This window comes from Nonomuraea sp. bgisy101 (assembly GCF_057708945.1).
Window position 1 is genome coordinate 210,189 of record NZ_JBYITD010000016.1, and the last position, 20,280, is coordinate 230,468.

Here is a 20,280-nt window from a genome sequence, read left to right on the forward strand (position 1 = left end):
GGACCTCACCAGCCGTTCGGGGAGCTCAGTTCGCGGCCGAAGTCGAGGGCGATCTTCCGCATGCCCTCGGCCAGCTCGTCCCTGTCGAGCGCCTCGATGCGCTCGGCAGGCCCCGACACCGACATGGCCGCCACCACGCGGACCCCGTCGTTCACCGGCACGGCGAGGCAGTGCACGCCGAGCTCCTCCTCGCCGAGGTCCATGGCGTACCCCCGGTCCCTGACCGCGGCCAGTTCGGCGCGCATGGCCTCGCCGTCGGTGATGGTGTTGGCGGTGCGCCTGGGCATGCCGGTCCGCTCGAACACCGCCATCGCCTCGGCGCCGGGCCTGTCGGCCAGCAGCACCTTGCCCACGGCCGTGCTGTGCGGCAGCACGCGCCTGCCGACCTCGGCGAACATCCGCAACCTGCGCGGCGAGGGCACCTGCGCGACGTACACGATGAAGTCGCCCTCCAGCACCGCCAGGTTGGCGGTCTCGCCCGAAAGCTCGACCATCCTGGTCAGGTACGGCTGCGCCCACACCCCCATCATCCGTTCGGCGACCCCGCCGAGCCTGACGAGCGCCCCGCCGAGCGCGTACCTGCGGTCGGATTCCTGCCGCACGTAGCCGCGGGCCAGCAGCGTCTGCAGCAGGCGGTGGATCGTCCCGTACGGCAGGCCGGTGCGAGCCGCGATCTCCGACAGCCCCGCCTCGCCGCCGTGCGCGGCCAGCGCCTCCAGGACGTCCAACGCCCGGTCGACCGACTGCACGCTCACGCGAGCCTCCCTCGGGGACGACCGCCGTCAGGACCTCTGGTCCCCCGGCCGGAGCCATCGCGGCCACCGCGCCCTGTGGCACCCAGGACGGACGGGGAGACGCCGCGCAGGGAGGCGTCCAGCACCTCCGCCGTGTGCGCGACCCTGATCTCCTCGCCCCGCCGCCGCATCGCCGCCGCGATCTGCATCGTGCACCCGGGGTTGGCCGACACCAGCAGCTCCGCCCCCGTCGACCGGACCCGCGCCGCCTTCCTGTCCCCGAGGTCGCGCGCCGCCGCCGGCTGGAAGATGTTGTAGGTCCCCGCCGACCCGCAGCACAGGTCCGACTCGGGAATCTCCTTGAGCGACAGCTCGGGGATGCCGCGCAGCAGTTCCCTCGGCTGTGCCCTGATCCCCTGGGCGTGCGCCAGGTGGCAGGCGTCGTGGTAGGCCACGCTCACCGGCAGCGGATGCCGTTTCGCCACGGGCCCCAACTCGGCCAGCCACTCGGCCAGGTCGACGGTCCTGATCGCGCGTGCCCTGGCCGCCCACTCCTGTGAGTCGCCCAGCAGCTCCGCGTACTCCTTCATCGACGAGCCGCAGCCCGCGGCGTTCACCACGATGGTGTCGACCCCGGCTCGCTCGAACGTCCTGATCGTCCGCCTCGCGAACCTTCGCGCCTGGTCCGAGCGCCCCGAGTGCACGCTCAACGCCCCGCAGCACCCCTGATGCGGGGGGATCACCACATCGCATCCCTCCAACGCCAGTACCCGGGCGGTGGCCGCGTTGACCTGGGGGAAGAACTCGCCCTGCACGCACCCGGTCAGCATCCCGACCACGGCCCTGAGCGGGCCCACGGCCGTGACGCGGCGCGGCAGCCGCTGCCGCCTGCCCGGAGCGGGCGCGAGGGCGACCATGGCACCCAGGCTGGGGTGCGCCCGTTCGAGCAGCGGCTGCAGCCTCCTGGCCACCCCGAGCGTCGGACGCAGGGCGCGCAGCCTGCGCGGGTAGGGGAACAGTCCGAACACCAGCCCGCGCACCGCCCGCTCCTGCGGCTCGCGCACGTGCTCGCGCTCGACCTCGGCGCGCGTCTGCTCGATCAGCAGGTCGTACCGCACGCCTGAGGGGCACGCGGTCACGCACGCCATGCAGCCCAGGCACGCGTCGAAGTGGCCCGCCATCGCGGGCGTGATCGGCGTGCCCTCGACGTGCTGGCCCATCAGGTGGATGCGGCCGCGAGGGGAGTCCATCTCCTCGCCCCACAACACGTACGTCGGGCACGTCGGCAGGCAGAACCCGCAGTGCACGCAGTCCTTGATCAGCTCGGGTTCCATCGGGGTCAGATCCCTCCCACGAACCTGCCGGGAGACATCCTGCGCCCGGGATCGAAACGTTCCTTCACACGCCGCATCAGCGGCAGCGCGCTGATCTCTCCCCACCTGTCCAGGCCCTGGTACGGCTCGCCGACCACCACGGTGACCCGCCCGCCGTACTCGCCGAGCCGCTTGCGCAGGGGCACCACGGCCTCCATGAGGTGCTCGTCGCCGCCGAGCCACACGACCCCTGAGGCGGGCGAGCCGCGCACCGCCGCGCCGAGGCCGAGCGTCTCCTGCAGGACCTGGTCGGCCCGCGAGGGCGGGAAGCGCACCTCGAGCAGCACCTCGTCGTCGGGCAGCACGCCCCACCACGACGGGGGCCGCCCCTCGATCGCGGCCTGACCTCCGACGAGGGCGGCGACGGACTCGGCGCGCGACCGGGCGGCCGTGCCCTCCACCAGGACGGCCAGCTCGACCCGCCCTTCGCCGGCCGTCCGGTCGACCTCGATGGCCGTGGGCTCGTCCTGGGAGGCGGCCAGGGTCGTGACGACGGAGCCCAAGGCGGTGGCCTGCGGTACGGACGAGGTCACCCAGCGGCGGTCGGCGGCACGGGGGTGGAGGCGGAACGTCGCGTCGGCGATCACGCCGAGTGTCCCGTACGAGCCGGTGAAGAGCTTGCCGAGGTCGTAGCCCGCCACGTTCTTGACCACCTTGCCGCCCGAGCGGGCGACGGTTCCGTCGGCGAGGACGACGGTGATGCCGATGAGCAGGTCGCGGGCCGTGCCGTACCGGAAGGAACGCGGGCCCGCCGTCGCGGTGGCGAGGGTGCCGCCGACGGTCGCGCCCTCCACGGGAACGTCGAGCGCCAGCTCCTGGCCCTGGGCGGCGAGGGTGCCTGCGAGGGCGTCCATGGTGACGCCCGCCTGAACCTTCACCACCAGGTCACCCGAGGCGTGTTCGACGACCTGGTTGAGACAGCAGGTGTCCAGCAGCACGTCACAGCGCTCGGGCGGCGGGCCCCAGTGCAGCTTGGAGCCGCCGCCGGCGGGGACGACCGCCAGGTCCCGCTCGGCGGAGGCCTTCAGGACGGCGGCGATCTCCTCGACGCTCTCCGGGAGCGCGACCCAGCGCGGACGCACGCCCGCGACCTCGTCGTCCGGACCCGCCTGCCTGACCGTGACCCCGCTCGGCATCAAAACTGCTCCGCCTTTCCCGACTCGACCAGCGGGTGCACGCCCTTGCGCACGCCCGGCACCTCCCCGCACAGGCGCGGTGTGGGGAACACCTTGCCCGGGTTCGACAGCCCGCGCGGATCGAACGCGCACCTGACGAGCTGCATGGTGTCGAGGTCCTCCGCGGAGAACATCCTCGGCATGTAGCGGGCCTTGTCGACGCCGACGCCGTGCTCGCCGGTGATCGAGCCGCCGTGCTCGATGCACAGGTCGAGGATGCGGCCGGAGACGATCTCGGCGCGCTCTCCCGCTCCGGGCTCGGCGTCGTCGAACAGCACCAGGGGGTGCAGGTTGCCGTCGCCGGCGTGGAAGACGTTGGCGACCTTGATGTCGTGCTCGTGGGAGAGCCTGTCGATGCCCGCCAGCACCTCGGGCAGCGCCGTGCGCGGCACCACGCCGTCCTGCACGATGTAGGCGGGGCTGATCCGGCCGACGGCGGCGAAGGCCGACTTGCGCCCCTTCCAGATCGCCGCCCGTTCGGCGGGCCCCGCGGCCACCCGCAGCTCGAAGGCGCCCGAGCAGATCTCCTTGAGCTGCTCGAACTGCGTCTCGACCTCCGCGCTCGGCCCGTCCAGCTCGACGATCAGCACCGCGCCCGCGTTCTCCGGGTAGCGGCAGGCCACGGCCGCCTCAGCGGCGGCGATGGCCAGCGCGTCCATCATCTCGATCGCCGCGGGGACGATGCCCGCCGCGATGATCGCGGACACGGCCTCACCGCCCCGCTCGATGCCGTCGAAGGCCGCCAGTACCGTGATCACCATCTCGGGCGCGCGGCTGAGCCGTACGGTCACCTTGGTCGTGATCCCCAGCGTGCCCTCGGAGCCGATGAAGGCGCCGAGCAGGTCGTAGCCGGGATCGTGCCGGTCCAGCACCACGATGTCGCCGTCGGGCGTGACGATCTCGCAGGCCTCGACGTGGTTGACCGTGAACCCGTACTTCAGGCAGTGCGCGCCGCCCGAGTTCTCCGCCACGTTGCCGCCGATCGAGCAGATCTGCTGGCTGGAGGGGTCGGGCGCGTAGTAGTAGCCCTGGTCGCGGACCGCCTCGGTGATCGCCAGGTTCGTGACGCCCGGCTCGACGACCGCCCTGCGGTTGGGCAGGTCGATCTCCACGATCGCCCGCATCTTCGAGGTGACGATCAGCACGCCGTCGGTGCGGGGGAGCGCGCCGCCCGACAGGCCGGTGCCCGAGCCGCGCGCCACGAACGGCACGCCGTGCTCGTTGCACAGCCTGACCACCGCCGCGATCTGCTCAGCGGTCTCCGGCAGGACGGCGACACCCGGCATGGCGCGGTGATAGGTGAGGCCGTCGCACTCGTAGGTGCGCAGCCGTACCGGGTCGGTGATCACCGAGTCCTCCGGCAGGAACGCCCGAAGGCCCTCGGTGAGCTCGGTCGAGATCATGGGCACCTACCTCCCCGGAACCGGTCGCTCCCACCGGTCCCGGGTCAGAAAGCTACGGCATGCGGGCATAGGCGGGGAGGGTGAGGAACTCGGCGAAGTCGTCGTTCAGCGCGACCTCCTTGAACAGCGCCTCGGCCTGGCCGTACAGCCGCTCGTCGTAACCGGGCTCCGCGGCGATCTTGGCGAGCTCCTCCGCGATGATCTGCTCGACGAGCTCCCTGGTCACCGGCGCGCCGGTGTCGGCGAGCGTGATGCCGTTGTGGATCCACTGCCAGATCTGGGAGCGGGAGATCTCGGCGGTGGCCGCGTCCTCCATGAGGTTGTGGATCGCGACCGCGCCGAGCCCGCCCATCCAGGCGGCCAGGTAGCGCAGGGCGACGTCCACGTTGTTGCGCAGGCCGTTCTCCGTGATGTCACCAGGGGTGGCGGAGACGGCGAGCAGGTCGGCGGCGGACACCTCGACGTCCTCGCGGAGCCTGTCGAGCTGGTTGGGGCGCTCGCCGAGCACGGAGCCGAAGACCTCGCGGCAGATCGGCACCAGGTCGGGGTGGGCCACCCACGAACCGTCGAAGCCGTCACCGGACTCGCGGGTCTTGTCCGCCCTGACCTTGTCGAGGGCGACGGCGTTGACCTCGGGGTCCCTGCGGCTGGGGATGAAGGCGGCCATGCCGCCGATGGCGTGGGCGCCGCGCTTGTGGCAGCTGCGCACGAGCAGTTCGGTGTAGGCGCGCATGAACGGCGCGGTCATCGTCACGGCGTTGCGCTCGGGCAGCAGGAACTCGCGCCCCCTGGTGCGGAACTTCTTGATCACGCTGAACAGGTAGTCCCAGCGGCCGGCATTGAGGCCGGCGGAGTGGTCGCGCAGCTCGTAGAGGATCTCCTCCATCTCGAACGCCGCGGGGTAGGTCTCGATCAGCACGGTCGCCCTGATCGTGCCGTTGTCCAGGCCGAGAGCGCGCTGGGCGTGGACGAAGACGTCGTTCCAGAGGCGGGCCTCCAGGTGCGACTCCATCTTCGGCAGGTAGAAGTACGGCCCCTTGCCCTTCGCGAGCTGCCGGGAGGCGCAGTGGAAGAGGTACAGGCCGAAGTCGAACAGCGAGGCCGAGACCTCCTGTCCGTCGACCAGGGCGTGCTTCTCGTTGAGGTGCCATCCGCGCGGCCGCACGACGATGGTGGCCAGCTCGGCGTCGGGCTTGAGCGTGTAGCTCTTGCCGCCGGTCTCGAAGTCGATCTCGCGGTCGAGCGCGGCGCGCAGGTTGAGCTGGCCGCTCACGCAGTTCTCCCACAGCGGGGAGTTGGCGTCCTCGAAGTCGGCGAGCCACACCTTGGCGCCTGAGTTGAGGGCGTTGATGGTCATCTTCCTGTCGACCGGCCCGGTGATCTCGACGCGGCGGTCCTCGAGGCCCGGCGCGGGCGGCGCGACCTGCCACTCGCCCTCCCTGACCTCCTTGGTCTCGGCGAGGAAGTCGAGCGTGCCGCCGGCGGACAGTTCGGCCTGCCTGGCCTGCCTCGCGTCCAGGAGTTCCAGGCGCCTGGCGTCGAACTTCCGGTGGAGCTCCGCCACGAAGGCCAGGGCCTCCGGCGTGAGGATCTCCTCGAACCGGTCGAGCATCGGGCCTGTGATCTCCATGACAGCCTCTTTCCGCATAGTGGAAAAATAGTTCTGGATTATGGAAGTGACGCTACTTCACCGGGTCGGTTCGGGACAAGGCAAGGGTCATCCCCGATGCTGTCTTTTCCTTCGCGGGGAGACCATGGAGAGATGAAGGCGAAAGGCGTGATCGCCCTGGGCGCGCTGGTGGCTTCGGCCACGGCGCTGACGGGCTGCGGCTTTGTCGGGACGGGCACGGCGGAGGGCGAGAAGACCGAGACCTACGTGGTGTCGGAGAAGGTCGCCGGTCTGGCCGTCGACAGCGGGTCCGGTGACATCGTGGTCAACGAGACCGACAGGACCGGCATCAAGGTCACCGAGCAGCGGCACTGGCGCGACCACGAGCCCGAGACCTCGCACGAGGTGGCTGGGGACACCCTCGAGCTCTCCTACAGGTGCATGCAGAACGACAGCTGCTGGGTCGACTACACGATCGAGATTCCCAAGGGCCTGCGGGTCAAGACCGACGCCGGTTCCGGTGACGTCTCGCTGCGCTCGCTGTCAGGGGAGACCGAGGCGACGACGGGCTCGGGCGACATCGACGCCAACGGCCTCGTGGGCAAGCGCGTCCTCGCCGAGACCGGCTCCGGCCGGCTCGAGCTGAGGTTCGCCGCCGCGCCCGACAGCGTCGAGATGAAGGCGGGATCGGGCGACGCCACGCTCTATCTGCCGAAGGACGCGTACGACGTCACCACCGAAACCGGCTCGGGCGACGCCGAGGTGAAAGTGACCGACGACGCGGGCTCGTCGCGCAAGGTCACCGTTCGCACGGGGTCGGGCGACGTGCGGGTCCTTCCTCTTTAACCAGGTGACTGACGGGCCGCATGTCGGGGATGATTCTGGGACGTCCGAACGTTCCCTATTAGAGATGACACGAATGCACAACGACTCCCGTACTCGCTACACGCGTGACTCCGCCGCCAACTCCGCCTTCGACGACGTCGAGCTCGGCGAGCTGGATCTGGAAGAGCGCCATGCGCTCCGCCGTGTGGCGGGCCTGTCCACTGAGCTTCAGGACGTCACCGAGGTCGAGTACCGCCAGCTACGGCTGGAGCGGGTCGTCCTCGTGGGCGTCTGGACCTCGGGTACGGCGGCCGAAGCCGACAACTCGCTCCTGGAGCTCAAGCTCCTGGCCGAGACCGCGGGCTCGGAGGTCCTCGACGGCCTCATCCAGCGGCGGCAGAGCCCCGATCCTGCCACCTACATCGGCTCGGGCAAGGCGCTCGAGCTGCGCGACATCGTCGAGTCGACCGGCGCCGACACCGTGATCTGCGACGGCGAGCTGAGCCCTGGCCAGCTGCGCCAGCTCGAGGAAGTGGTGAAGGTCAAGGTCATCGACCGCACGGCGCTGATCCTCGACATCTTCGCCCAGCACGCCAAGAGCCGCGAAGGCAAGGCCCAGGTCGAGCTGGCCCAGTTGCAGTACCTCCTGCCGCGCCTGCGTGGTTGGGGTGGCAACCTGTCCAGGCAGGTCGGTGGTCGCGCCGCAGGCGGCGTGGGCATCGGCGGCCGCGGTCCCGGTGAGACGAAGATCGAGCTGGACAGGCGCCGCATCCGCGAGCGCATGGCCAAGCTCCGCCGCCAGATCAGCGGCATGTCGACCGCGCGTGAGACCATGCGCGCGCACCGCGCGGGCCGCGAGGTGCCCGCCGTCGCCATCGCCGGCTACACCAACGCGGGCAAGTCCTCGCTGCTCAACCGCATCACCGGCGCGGGCGTGCTGGTCGAGGACGCGCTGTTCGCCACCCTTGACCCGACCGTCCGCAGGGCGCGCACGCCTGAGGGCCGGCTGTTCACGATCGCCGACACCGTCGGGTTCGTACGGCTGCTGCCGACCCAGCTGATCGAGGCGTTCCGCTCCACGCTGGAGGAGGTCGCCGACGCCGACCTGATCCTCCACGTGGTCGACGGTTCGCACCCCGACCCCGAGGGGCAGCTCAGCGCGGTCCGCCAGGTGTTCTCCGAGATCGACGGCGCGCTCGACGTGCCCGAGATCGTGGTGATCAACAAGGCCGACGCCGCCGACCAGGAGGTGATCGACCGGCTCACCAGGAGCGAGCGCGACAGCATCGTCGTCTCGGCCCGCACCGGCGCGGGGATCGACGAGCTGATGGCCATGATCGAGCGCGAGCTGCCCAGGCTCGACCACGAGGTGTCCATGCTCGTGCCGTACGAGCGGGGTGACCTGATCTCCCGTGCGCACAGGGAGGGCGAGGTGCTCTCCGTCGAACACGTGGGCGACGGCACCATCCTCCACGCTCGCGTCCTGTCGAGCCTCTTCCACGAACTGGAGCAGGTGGCGAAGCCCGTCGAGCGGGTGTGAGCTGCAGAAAATCGCGCGGGGATTCCCCGCGCGATTTTCGCATTTTCGGACAAAAACGGCGGTGGTCCTTGAACGCTTGGATTGCTACCATAAGTCAAGTCTTACGACACTGATGGCGCGGGTATCGAGATGGCTGCTGCGAGTGATGTCGCCTGCGGGGGCCGATGGGGATTGACGGGGCTGAGCTGCCCCAAGGGACGCATACGTCGTTTTGATACGCATGCTTTCTTCCGAATAACCCTGTACAGCGAGCCGACCTGTGAAATAACGTAACTGAACTGAAATCGCCGGATCATGAGCCCGGCGACCGGTCACCGCACGATCGCTGCGGATGAGAGCAGGAGACCCCCGATGTCGGCCGGACCCGGAGCGGACTCAGTGGGCGCGGTAGCCGCCGCTCGCTCTCCGCTGCCCAAGTGCGGGGTGGTGCGATGACCGTTCGGCTGCTCACCAACATCGGCCGCATGTGGACAGGCAACGACGTCATCAGCAACGCGGCCCTTCTCGTACACAACGACCGCATCGCCTGGGTGGGCCGTGCGGCAGACCTCCCGCAGAGCGTTCCCGGCGTCGTCGACGACATCGTCGACGTCGACCAGGTCGAGAACCTCAGCGGCGCGCTCGTCACCCCCGGCCTGATCGACGCGCACACCCACCCCGTCTACGCAGGCAACCGCTACGCCGAGATGGCCATGCGCTCCAGCGGCTCCTCCCCATCGGCGATCAACGCGGCAGGCGGCGGCATCGGCTCCACCGTCACCGTGACCCGCGGCACCGACCCCTGGACCCTCTGCAACGGCGTGCGCGAGCGACTGCGTTCGTGGCTGCTCAGCGGCACCACCACGGTCGAGGCCAAGACCGGCTACCACCTCACCCGCGACGGCGAGCTCGCCGACGTGCGGCTCCTGCGCGAGCTGGAGAAGGAGCCGATGATGCCGCGCGTGCACGTCACCTTCCTCGCCGCGCACGTCGTGCCACCCGAGTACTTCGGCCGCCAGCGCGACTACGTCGAGGCCGTGGGCGCGTGGTGCGCCGACGCCGCCGCGGCGGGCGCCGACAGCGTCGACGTCTACTGCGACGAGGGCCACTTCACCACCGAGGAGTCGCGCTGGGTGCTGGCCTCGGGACGCAACGTCGGCCTGCTGCCCCGCGTCCACGCCGGCGCCTACAGTCGCCGCGGCGCCGTGCAGCTGGCCGCCGAGCTCGGCTGCGCCTCCGCCGACCTGCTGCACCACACCTCCGACGAGGACATCGCGGTCCTGTCCCGCTACGGCGTGCCCGCCGTCCTCTGCCCCGCCACCGCGATGCAGCGCGGCAGCCTCCCTCCCGTCCGCCGGATGATCTCCCAGGGCGTCACCATCGCGCTCGGCAGCGACCACAACCCCGGACACTGCGGCATCACCTCGATGGCGCTGGTCATCAGCCTGGCTGTGGCGGCCTTCGGCATGAGCGTCGGCGACGCGCTGCGGGCGGCCACCCTCGGCGGCGCCACCGTGCTCGGCGCGCCCGACAGGGGCGTCCTCGCGCCTGGCCGGCTGGCCGACATCGTGCAGTGGGACGCCGACCACGAGGGCGCCTTCGCCTGGTCCTTCGGGCTCAAGCCGCGCAGGGTCTGGCGGGGCGGAATGCCCGTCCAATAGCTAATCTCTGGGTATGTCGCCTTCGGTTGTGATCGTCACCGATTCCACGGCCTACCTGCCTGCCGTTCCCCCGGGGGTGACGGTCGTGCCGCTCCAGGTGATCGTGGGCGGCCGCCCGTACGACGAGGGGACGCAGGCAGGCATCGGCGAGTGGACCCCCGTGACCACCTCCCGCCCCGCCCCCCACCGCTTCGCCGCCGCCTACGCCGCCGCCTTCTCCTCCGGGGCCACCGGCGTGGTCTCCGTGCACCTGTCAGGCGACCTGTCCGGTACGGCCGAGGCCGCCAGGCTCGCCGCCGCCGAGGCTCCGGGCCCCGTCGAGGTCGTGGACAGCAGATCGATCGCCATGGGGCTCGGCTTCCCCGTGCTCGCCGCCGCCAGGGCCGCCGAAGCCGGGCGGACGCTGGAGGACGTCGCGACGATCGCCGCGACGTCTGCCGCCCACACCGAGACGTACTTCTACGTCGACACGCTGGAGTACCTGCGGCGTGGAGGACGCATCGGAGCGGCGGCGACGCTGGTCGGATCGGCGCTGGCGATCAAGCCGATCCTGCACCTGGAAGGCGGGCGCATCGTGCCGCTGGAGAAGGTCCGCACGGCCGCGCGGGCCATCGCGCGGCTGGAGGACCTGGCGGTGGCCACGGCGGGGGAGGAACCGGTCGACGTGGCGGTCCAGCACCTGTCGGCCCAGGGGCGGGCCGAAGCGTCGGCCGAGCGGCTGTCCAAGCGGCTGCGGAAGCTGGTACGGCTGAGCGTGGTCGAGGTCGGCGCGGTGATCGGCGTCCACGTGGGCCCAGGAGCGCTGGGCATCACGGTGTCGCCCAGCTCCTGACCGTCCCCAGGCGCTTCCGGGCCGGTTCGGTTGTCCACAGAACGCCGTTCTGCGCCTCGGCCCACGGGGCGGTCGGCCTACCTTTCCGTCTGTGCGGAACTCAGAGGAGAACGTCGAGCGAGCCGTGGCCGCGAGACGTCTGCAGAGGCTCTGGCGAGCCGAGGGCGGCGCGTCAGGGCTGCCACTGGCACGCTCAGCCCTGCGGGGCGGCGATCGGCCTCCCACATCGCCTCGTTCCCCCCTCGACCCACCCCTTTCCCACCGAGCATCGAGCGACGTCCTGTCTTCCTCTCGCGGAGCGCCGAGCGACGTCCTGTCTTCCTCTCGCGGAACGCTGAGCGGCCCGCCCCTCTCGCCGCGAGTCTCAGCCGACGACCCTGTGGGTCCCGTCGCCTCCCGCCTGGCGCCGGGCGGCCTTCCGTCTGTGGGTCGCCTGACCTCAGGTGACGACCCCGTGGACCCGCTCGTCTCCTCTTGGTCGTCGGGCGCAGGGGCATCGTCCTCGCGTCGGCCCACGGCCGCCGACCTCGGCACACCCGACTGGGACGTTGACGACGCCTTCGCGCCCTCGTCCTCCACCATCGGCCGGACGGGCCGCGACAGCCTTGAGCCCGGCCACGGTCGAGCGGGCGACGACGCCCCTGGCGGCATCTCGCCTCCTGTCCCCTCCTCCTTCGCCGCCTTCCGCGCTGCCGTCACCAACCAGGCGCCCGCCCTCGACCCCGGACGTCCAGGACTGCGCGTCCTTCTCGCCCTCGGTCTTGTCGCCGCCGTCGTCGGCGGGATCTACGCCTGGCGCTCCAGCCCCACCCCCGAACCCGTCGCCGCCCCATCCCCGATCCACGGCTCGGCCGCGCCCCCGTCGGACGTCGTCACCCCCACGACCACGCCATCGGTGATGGTCCACGTCGCAGGAAAGGTACGGAAGCCGGGCGTCTACACCCTCCCCGGCGGCTCCCGGGTGACCGACGCGGTCCAGGCGGCGGGCGGCGTTCGCACCGGCACCCCCACCGGATCGGTCAACCTCGCCAGACGTGTGGTCGACGGCGAGCAGATCGTCGTCGGCGCCCCAGGCGCGCCGAGCGGGGAAGGGACGATCGCCGCCGCGCCCGTCCCCGACGTCCTCGACCTCAACACCGCCACCCCCGACCAGCTGGAGCAGTTACCAGGGGTCGGCGAAGTGCTCGCGGCCCGGATCGCCGAGTTCCGAACGACCCACGGCGGATTCAGCAGCGTCGACCAGCTGCGGGAGGTGACCGGGATCGGTGATCGAAAGTACGCGGAGTTGAAGGACAAGGTCCGCGTCTGACGTGATTCGGATCGGCACGTGTGCGTCCTGGCCCGGCCCCGCAGGCTGCCCTGAGGAGTGGGGATACGCCGCGGCAACAGCCGTGGACCGCGTTCGCTCGGCCCTGTCATGTCCGCACGGGGACGTGAGGGGTGGGTGTGTCCGCGTCAGGGCGGGCACGGCGCACGGCCAGGTCGGCTGGGTCGGCACGGCGCACGGCCAGGCCGGCACGGTGTGCGGCTGGGTCGGCTGGGTCGGCACGGTGTGCGGCTGGGTCGGCTGGGTCGGCTGGGTCGGCACGGTGTGCGGCTGGGTCGGTACCTGGTGGCTGCCTCTGGTGGCGTGTCGGGGGCGGGGCGGGCACGTGTCCGGTCAGCACAGGAGCACGTTCGAGTGACAACGGAAGGGTGTGTTCGGGTGAGCGAGGGGGCGGGGCAACGAATGCCGCCGTCGAAGTGCGGCCACCCAGGCGCGTCGGCGTCGAGAGCCCCAGACGGTCATGCCGCTCGGCGCGGGGACGGGAAGTCTCCGGATGGTCATGCAACTCGGCGCGGGGACGGCGAGTCTCCGGCGGCCTACTCGCTGGTTCTCGTGCTACCGGCGCTCGCCTCATGGGCGACGGCGTTGGTCCTGTTGGGCTGTCCCGCGCCGGTGGGTGCCACCTGCGCGGTGGTGGCCGCCGCGGGCGTGGTCACGATCCCGATCACGGTCGCGTGCCGTCGTAGGCCACCCCCACCCCCGCCTACGGCCGCGTCCCTGATTCCGCCCCCCGGCCTGTCCATCGAATCGCCCGCTCCGCGCCCATCCGATCTCCACGACGCCCTCGTCGCCCCGGGCCGTCACCTCCGGAGCTCGGGCCGTCACCTCATGGGCCTGGGCTCTCACCTCTGGGGCCTGGGCTCTCACCTCTGGGGCCGCGGCTTTCACGTCTGGAGCCTGGGTTCTCGCCTCTGGAGATGGAGCCGACTCAGGAACAGCGGAGCCGGGCAGGGCGTCTCATCGGCTCGTCATCTCCGGAAGCCCGACCGCGATACGGGGCGCCGGCGCTCCGGTGTCCGGGTCAACGTGGCCGTCGCCGTGCTCGGTTGTGTCGCCGCGACCTCGGCAGGGGTGGCGTTCCGGGTGCACGCCGTCACCACCGGCCCGGTCGCCGAACGGGCAGCCAGGGAGGCCGTCGTGCACGGCGACATCGTGCTCACCGGCGACCCCCGGGTGCGACAGGCGAAGGCCGCCTTCCACGGCGAGAGCGTGGTCGTCGACGCCACGCTCGAGTCCGTCGACACCCCGGACGGGCGGCTTGCCGTACACGCTCCTGTCGTGGTGTTCGGGTCAGGTGGCGCGTGGCGGTCGCTCCTGCCCAGCCAGCGTCTGCGCGTCACCGGCAGGCTGAGCTCCGCCGAGCCGGGCGAACTCGTCACCGCTGTGCTGCTCGTTCGTGGTTCGCCAGTGGTCCTGTCCGAGCCTTCAGGCCTGCAGGGAGTCGCGGGTGAGCTGAGGGCGGGGTTGCGCCGCGCGGCGGACGTCCTGCCGCCCGACCAGCGGGGTCTGCTGCCGGGACTCGTGGTGGGCGACGTGTCGCGCATGGATCCGAACGTCAGCGCCGACTTCAAGGACGCGGGCCTCAGCCATCTGACCGCCGTCAGCGGAGCCAATCTCGCGATCATGTCGGGGGCGGTGGTGGCGCTGTCGCGGTTGGCCGGGCTGCCGCTCGCTGTACGGGCGATGCTCGCGGCGGCCGCCATGCTCGCCTTCGCCGTCGTGGCGCGGCCTTCGCCGAGCGTGCTGCGGGCGCTGCTCATGGGGCTGGTCGGAGCGATCGCGCTCGGCACGGGCCGCGCCAGGGACGGTGTCGCGGCGCTGTCGGCGACCGTACTGCTGTTGATCATGTTCGATCCTGGCCTGGCCCGCGAGTACGGCTTCGCGCTGTCGGTCTGTGCCACTGGCGGCATCCTGCTGCTCGCGCCCCGGTGGCGCGACAGGCTGTCGGCCAGGATGCCGCGCTGGGCGGCCGAGGCCGTGGCCGTGCCCGCCGCGGCGCAGGCGGCGGTCACGCCCGTGCTGGTGCTCATGGCGGGACAGCTGCAACTGGTCGCGGTGCCCGCCAACCTGCTGGCGGGTCCCGCGGTCGCGCCCGCGACCGTCATCGGGTTCATGGCGGCGCTGGTGGCACCCGTGTCGCTGGACCTGGCGCGACTGCTCGTCGTTCCCGCCGGCTACGCGGTCGGCTGGATCATCACGGTGGCTGAGCACGCGGCCCGCGTTCCCTTCGCGGGGCTCCCGTGGCCGGGCGGCCTGCCCGGAGTGCTCCTGCTGGCCGGGGCCGCCGCGGTGGCGGTACCCCTCCTGCGGCGCGCGGGCACGCGAACCATCGTCCTGATCACGGGTACGGCAGGCATGGCGACCGTACTCGTCGTGGGCCCGGTGATCGCCCCATGGCCGCCAACCCGGTGGCTGTTCGTGGCGTGCGACGTCGGCCAGGGCGACGCGCTCGCGGTCGCCGCGGGGCAGGGGAGGGCCGTCGTCGTCGACACCGGGCCGGATCCCGGTCTGGTGGACCGCTGTCTCCGCGATCTGGACATCAGAGAGGTGCCGCTGGTCATCCTCACCCACCCACACCGCGACCACGTGGGCGGTCTCGACGGCGTCTTCAGGTCGGGGCGACGGGTAGGCGCCGTCATTGTCAGCCCGGGTCGTGCCCCCGCGAGCGAGTCCGCGCGCATCTCGAACGACCTGATCAGACGCCGCGTCCCCGAATGGGTGGCCACACCGGGCGCCCGGTGGCGTTTCGGGCCGTCGGAGCTGAACGTGCTCGGCCCATCACCGGGCAAGCTGCCCAGCGGCCCCGGAGAGGGCAGTGTGATCAACAACGAGAGCGTGGTCGTCCTCGTGCGGTGGGCAGCAGGCTCCATCCTGCTCGGCGGCGACGTCGAGACGGAGGCGCAGACGGAGTTACTGCGGGCCGGTCTGCCGCGCGCTGACCTGCTCAAGGTCCCCCACCACGGGTCCGTACGGCAGGACCCGCGCTTCCTCGCCGCGATCGGCGCGAGAGCGGCGTTGATCAGCGTGGGCTCCGACAACGGATACGGGCATCCGGCGCCGCGAACGGTGGGGTTGCTGCATCGGCTCGGCATGCGCGTGTACCGGACCGACCAGTCGGGGGCGCTCGCCGTCATCGACCAGGCGGGCCGCCTCGCGGTGGTGTCCAGGGGGCGGCCCGATGGGTGATCGCCGGATCGCGCTAGATCCAGGTCTCGTGCAGGTGACGCCATCGCAGGCCATGGGGAGCGGTGGCGTCGCGGACGAAGACGACCGTGGCACGGCGGTCGCGTGGATCGCGGCCGTGGTGGTGCTCGTCGTACGTGGCGACGACCACGGTGTCGGCGCCGGCCACGACCCGCACATCGTGGATCTCGATCGAGAGGGAGGGCGCCGCGCCGTGGGCGGGTTCGATCATGGCCAGCAGGTGGGGCAGCGGCAGCGTCTGGCCGTCCGGGGTGGTGTAAGCGAAGTCGGGGGTGTGAGCAGCGGCGAACACGTCGAGTTCGGTTCGCGGGGCGCGCCCGGTGAGCCAGGCTTCGATGACCCTGTGGTGCCGAACGACCTCGGCACGGCACTCGACCTCCCCTACTGCGGAGACGCCCTCCTCCCGGGACGTCGGATGCGTGGTGGGCGTCGGGTGGTGGCCTTCGGGGGTTGGGGGATGAGCTGGTTTCTCCAACTGTGCTGGATGGGTGGTGGGCGTCGGATGGTGGCCTTCGGGCGATGGGAGGCGACCTGGCCATTCCGGCGGCGCTCGGTGCGTGGTCGGGAGTTCTCCTTCCGCGGGCGGGAGACGATCAGGGTACTTCGGTGGCGCGGGGTGGGGGTCGGTGGTCATCGGGCGATCTCCTTCCAGGGGCGGGAGGCGATCCAGTCGTGCAGCCGGGTGAGGCGGACGCCGAGAGTGTCCTCGAGACCCGCGGAGTTCTGGCCGTACAGGGTGTGGTCCTTCTCCGCGACCCAGCGGTACGCCCCCGCGATGGCCTCGGCGGTGGACGGGCCGAAGGCATGGGCGAGGCCCGCCTCGAACTCGCCGAGGTCCTGCGCGGCATACCGGACAGGCCGGCCGAGGACGGCGGCGAAGGCGGCGGCGAGCTCGGCTCCCGTCACCGCGTCCGGGCCGCCGAGGTCGAGGGCGAGCAACCGCGTGGTGCTGAGGAGATCGGGGCTGGTGAGGGCGGCGACGGTGGCGGTGGCGAGGTCGCCGTGGCTGAGCCAGGAGACCGGCACGTCCGCGGGCAAGGGATATGCCAGCACTCCCGCGTGGACGAGCGGTCCCGCCACCCAGGGCGCGCACAGGTTGTCCAGGTACACGGGCGGCCGCAGCACCACGGTCGGCACTCCCGAGTGCGCGAACACCGATTCCGCGGCCCGACGCGTCTCGAAGGCGCTCACCGGCGTCGGCCCTGACGGGACGCGGTTGCCGGTGTTGAAGACCAGGCGCCGCACACCCGCCTCGGTGGCCGCCGCGACGATGTTGCGCACGTACGACTCCACGACGGGAGCCTCGTAGACCATGGGAAGCAACACGCTGGCGTGCGTCACCCCGTCGAACGCCGCCCGCACGGCGGAGGCGTCCGCGAGGTCGCCGATCGCGGGCTTCACGCCCTCGGGGAGCCCCATGCCGGTCCTGGTGAAGCCGCTCACCGCGTGTCCGAGGCCGACCAGGCGTCGAGCCGTGCTGCCGCCCTGGGCGCCGGTGGCTCCGATCACAAGAATGTTCATGACGACCAGACTGCCGACCTCACCGATTACGATCCATAAAGACAAGTCTCAAAGGATTTAAGGATCGTCCGTGGATGAGGATCTCCTGAGCGAGCTGCTGGCGCCGCTCCGGCTGCACGGCGTCTTTCACAGCCGGTGGTCAGCGCACGCCCCGTGGGGAGTGGCGGGCGAGCGGGAGAACTGCGCGCTACTCCACTACGTGCAGGAGGGCGAGTGCACGGTCGAACTGCCCGAGGTCCCCGAGCCGATACGGCTGCGCGCCGGCGACCTGGTCGTCTTCCCGCACGGGGCCGCCCATCGCCTGGCCGATCGCCCGGGCGGGCCGACGGTGCCGCTGGCCTCGATGCTGCCCCGGCGCGAGCCTGGCGCGGTGCGAACGGTGGAGATCGACGGCCCTGGCGCGATCACCACGATGCTGTGCGGCGGACTGCACTACGACGGCGCGGCGGCCGCCCCGCTCTACCAGGCGTTGCCACAGGTGCTCGTGCTGGACAGGGAACTGCTCGAACGCCAGCCGTTGCTGTCCGGCACGCTCGACATGCTGGCGCGGGAGTGGGCGACCGGAGAACCGGGCGCCGCGCTGGTGGCGCTGCGGGCGTTCGAGCTCGCGTTCGTGCTGGCGTTGCGGGTGGCGTTGAGCGATCTGGACACCCCCGTGCTGCACGCCCTGCGGCATCAGGGGATCAGCAGGGCCTTGCTCGCGGTGCACACGAGGTTCGCCGAGCAGTGGACGCTGGAGTCGCTGGCGGGGGAGGCGGGGCTGTCGCGGTCGGCGTTCGCGGCCGGCTTCCGCGAGCTCGTGGGGGAGACGCCGATGCGGCACCTGACGGCGCGCAGGATGCAGGAGGCGGCGCGCTTGCTGAAGGAGTCGGCCCTGCCGCACAGCCGGATCGCCGAGCGGGTCGGGTACCGGTCGGGGGTGGGGTTTCACCTGGCCTTCCGCCAGTGGTGCGGGCAGACGCCGGGCGAGTACCGGCGCTCGGGCGGGACGCGGCGGGTGGAGCGCTGACGGTCGGCTTGGGGGCGGCCGTGAAACGCGGCTTCCGGCAGGCGGTGTCGCGGCGGTTCTTCGCGACAACGGGGTGGCGGTGTTCGTGTGGGACGGGTGGCCTGGTGCTTGTCGCCGGGGTTGGGCTGGTGTGCTCGTGAGTGTGCAGGCGCGATGGTCTTCGCGGCGTGTCCTCGGTTGGGTGAGGGCGGGGTGGCGTTGATGTGGCGTTGGGCGCGGTGGGTGAGCTCGGTGGTCGCGTGGTGGGTGGTTGTCTGGCGAGCGGCGGGGTTGAGGTGGTCGGCGGTGTGGGAAGTCGGGTGGTTCCGTGGTGGGTGGTTGTCTGACGGGCGGCGGGGCTGAGGTGCTCGGCGGTGGTGGGAAGGTGGGTGCGGGGATTCTCGTAACGGCGGCCGGGCGGGTGGGGGATTCTCGTAACGGCGGCCGGGTTCGTGGGCCCGCAGTAGCGTGATGGACGGGCGGTCAGCGGTGACCGCGGTGGCCTATCGGGTGCTTGCCGTACAGGAGAATTGACCGCATGGTGACGTTGGTCGTCGGGGACGAGGAGTTGCTCGCCGAGCGGGCCGTCGGTGTCGTGGTCGCCGCGGCGAAGGCGCAGGACGCCGGCGCGGAGGTGCACGACCTGGTCGGCGGCAAGGTCGAGCCGGGCGAGCTGACCCGTCTGACCTCGCCCTCGCTGTTCGGCGACAGGTCGGTGGTGGTGATCAGGTCGGCCCAGGACCTGTCCAAGGAGACGATCGCCGAGGTCGTCGGCTACGCCAAGAACCCCGCTGACGACACGGTTCTCGTGCTGGTGCATCCGGGCGGCGTCAAGGGCAAGGCGCTGATCGACGGGATCAAGAAGACCAGGGCCGACGTCGTCACCGTCAGCAAGCTCACCAAGCCCGCCGAGCGCCTCGACTTCGTCAAGGGCGAGATCAAGCGCGCGGGCCGCACGATCACCGGCGAGGCGGCTCAGGCGCTGCTCGACGCGGTGGGCAACGACCTGCGCGAGCTGGCGGCGGCCTGCAGCCAGTTGGCGTTCGACACCGAGGGCAAGAGCATCGACCTGAACGCCGTCGCCCGCTATCACAAGGGCAGGGCGGAGGTGAGCGGGTTCACGGTGGCCGACTCGGCGGTGGAGGGTCGCCTGGCCGACGCGTTGGAGCAGGTGCGATGGGCGCTCGGCACAGGGGTGGCGCCTGTGTTGCTGGTGAGCGCGCTGGCCAGGTCGTTGAGGTCGCTGGCCAAGGTGGGCGGGGCGGGGCGCAACGTCCAGGCCGCGCAGCTCGGGATGGCCCCGTGGCAGATCAACAACGCCAAGCGGCAGCTCCGCGGGTGGGGGCCGGAGGGGTTGTCCGCCGCGCTGATGGCGGTCGCCGCGGCCGACGAGCAGGTCAAGGGCGGCGGCGCTGATCCTGCCTATGCGCTCGAGCACGCCATCCAGACGATCGTGGCGAGCAGGAACGGTCGCTGACGGAGCCGCCCACCCCGCCGAGGATCGTCTCCTGCGGGAGGGGAGTCTCCTGCGGGAGGGGAGTCTCCTGCCGGAGGGAAGTCCACCACGGGAGGGGAGTCTCCTGCGGGAGATGAGTCCCCTACTGGTGGGCGGGGAGTCTCCCGTGGGAGGGGGCTCCTACGGGAGGTGAAGGGTGCCTGCCGGCGTCACGGAGGGCGACGGGTCGATGGCGATCACGACGGGCGGCGGGCGGTTTCGAGGCTGACCAGCATCCGCTTGAGGAGCCTGTCGAGCGCCTCCTGCTCGCCGGGTTCCAGCGCGGCCACCATCTCCGCCTCCGCCGTCGCCCTGACGGCCATCGCCGCCTGCCACAGGTCGTGTCCCTTGCCGGTGAGCGCCACGTCGACCCTGCGCCGGTCCTCCTCGCTGCGGATCCTGCGGACAAGCCCCGCCTTCTCCAGTGTGTCGATACGTCCTGTCATCCCCGCCGGTGACAGCATCAGCTCGCTCGCCAGCTCCGACGGCGTGGCCTGCCGCGTGTCGCGGGAGGCGAGCCTGTGCAGGGTCTCGAACTCGAAGTCCTGGATCCCGACCTCGGCCAGTGCCGCCTCCTTGGCGAGGCGGACGTGCTTCACCAGGAGCTGCATGCG

General features: G+C 71.4%; 17 protein-coding genes. 9 read left to right on the forward strand and 8 right to left on the reverse strand.

Features of this window, described 5'->3' with window-relative positions:
• Positions 1–5: 5 nt before the first annotated feature.
• The 5 genes from AC3EO4_RS29125 to aceB are packed head-to-tail and all read right to left on the reverse strand — an operon-like array spanning position 6 to position 6,315.
• Positions 6–755 carry an IclR family transcriptional regulator gene (locus AC3EO4_RS29125; RefSeq protein WP_431898656.1) on the reverse strand — a complete coding sequence of 250 codons (750 nt, stop codon included), beginning with the start codon at positions 753–755 and terminating at the stop codon, positions 6–8.
• Positions 752–2,068: a (Fe-S)-binding protein gene (locus AC3EO4_RS29130; protein WP_431898657.1), complete on the reverse strand. Its 1,317-nt coding sequence runs from the start codon at positions 2,066–2,068 to the stop codon at positions 752–754. Before AC3EO4_RS29130 ends, AC3EO4_RS29125 begins: the two co-directional genes overlap by 4 nt.
• Before the next feature lie 5 nt (positions 2,069–2,073).
• Complete coding sequence (locus tag AC3EO4_RS29135; protein WP_431898658.1) at positions 2,074–3,243, reverse strand: FAD-binding oxidoreductase; 1,170 nt, start codon at positions 3,241–3,243, stop codon at positions 2,074–2,076.
• Positions 3,243–4,685: an FAD-binding oxidoreductase gene (locus AC3EO4_RS29140; RefSeq protein ID WP_379581181.1), complete on the reverse strand. Its 1,443-nt coding sequence runs from the start codon at positions 4,683–4,685 to the stop codon at positions 3,243–3,245. Before AC3EO4_RS29140 ends, AC3EO4_RS29135 begins: the two co-directional genes overlap by 1 nt.
• Before the next feature lie 52 nt (positions 4,686–4,737).
• Entirely contained in the window at positions 4,738–6,315 is a 1,578-nt protein-coding gene (gene aceB / locus AC3EO4_RS29145) for a malate synthase A (protein ID WP_379581182.1), read from the reverse strand.
• Positions 6,316–6,447: 132 nt separating this feature from the next.
• Here aceB and AC3EO4_RS29150 point away from each other — a divergent pair, with 132 nt between their 5' ends.
• From AC3EO4_RS29150 to AC3EO4_RS29180, 7 genes are all read left to right on the forward strand, one after another.
• The gene (locus AC3EO4_RS29150) at positions 6,448–7,140 is read left to right on the forward strand and encodes a DUF4097 family beta strand repeat-containing protein (protein ID WP_431898659.1); all 693 of its coding nucleotides are present in this window, start codon (positions 6,448–6,450) and stop codon (positions 7,138–7,140) included.
• A gap of 73 nt (positions 7,141–7,213) precedes the next feature.
• Positions 7,214–8,659: a GTPase HflX gene (gene hflX, locus AC3EO4_RS29155; RefSeq protein WP_431898676.1), complete on the forward strand. Its 1,446-nt coding sequence runs from the start codon at positions 7,214–7,216 to the stop codon at positions 8,657–8,659.
• Between the two features lie 431 nt (positions 8,660–9,090).
• A complete protein-coding gene (gene hutI, locus AC3EO4_RS29160) occupies positions 9,091–10,299 on the forward strand; it encodes an imidazolonepropionase (protein ID WP_379581184.1) in 1,209 nt (402 codons plus the stop codon).
• 13 nt (positions 10,300–10,312) lie between these two features.
• Positions 10,313–11,131 (forward strand): DegV family protein, encoded by an 819-nt coding sequence (locus AC3EO4_RS29165; protein WP_431898660.1) that lies wholly within the window; start codon positions 10,313–10,315, stop codon positions 11,129–11,131.
• Positions 11,132–11,585: 454 nt separating this feature from the next.
• Positions 11,586–12,440, forward strand: a complete 855-nt coding sequence (locus AC3EO4_RS29170) for a ComEA family DNA-binding protein (RefSeq protein ID WP_379581186.1) — start codon at positions 11,586–11,588, stop codon at positions 12,438–12,440.
• 124 nt (positions 12,441–12,564) lie between these two features.
• Positions 12,565–12,816 (forward strand): hypothetical protein, encoded by a 252-nt coding sequence (locus AC3EO4_RS29175; protein WP_431898661.1) that lies wholly within the window; start codon positions 12,565–12,567, stop codon positions 12,814–12,816.
• Positions 12,817–13,484: 668 nt separating this feature from the next.
• Complete coding sequence (locus tag AC3EO4_RS29180) at positions 13,485–15,644, forward strand: ComEC/Rec2 family competence protein (protein WP_431898662.1); 2,160 nt, start codon at positions 13,485–13,487, stop codon at positions 15,642–15,644.
• A gap of 13 nt (positions 15,645–15,657) precedes the next feature.
• Here AC3EO4_RS29180 and AC3EO4_RS29185 read toward each other — a convergent pair whose 3' ends face one another.
• Entirely contained in the window at positions 15,658–16,137 is a 480-nt protein-coding gene (locus AC3EO4_RS29185) for a DUF4440 domain-containing protein (protein ID WP_431898663.1), read from the reverse strand.
• A 155-nt stretch (positions 16,138–16,292) separates the two neighbouring features.
• Positions 16,293–17,183, reverse strand: a complete 891-nt coding sequence (locus AC3EO4_RS29190; protein WP_431898664.1) for an SDR family oxidoreductase — start codon at positions 17,181–17,183, stop codon at positions 16,293–16,295.
• 70 nt (positions 17,184–17,253) lie between these two features.
• On the opposite strand from AC3EO4_RS29190, the gene AC3EO4_RS29195 reads away from it, so the two are divergent.
• The gene (locus AC3EO4_RS29195; RefSeq protein ID WP_379581191.1) at positions 17,254–18,192 is read left to right on the forward strand and encodes an AraC family transcriptional regulator; all 939 of its coding nucleotides are present in this window, start codon (positions 17,254–17,256) and stop codon (positions 18,190–18,192) included.
• Between the two features lie 517 nt (positions 18,193–18,709).
• Positions 18,710–19,648: a DNA polymerase III subunit delta gene (holA, locus tag AC3EO4_RS29200; protein WP_431898665.1), complete on the forward strand. Its 939-nt coding sequence runs from the start codon at positions 18,710–18,712 to the stop codon at positions 19,646–19,648.
• Positions 19,649–19,863: 215 nt separating this feature from the next.
• On the opposite strand, the gene AC3EO4_RS29205 is transcribed toward holA, so the two are convergent.
• Positions 19,864–20,277 (reverse strand): MarR family winged helix-turn-helix transcriptional regulator, encoded by a 414-nt coding sequence (locus AC3EO4_RS29205; protein ID WP_379581193.1) that lies wholly within the window; start codon positions 20,275–20,277, stop codon positions 19,864–19,866.
• Positions 20,278–20,280: the final 3 nt, after the last annotated feature.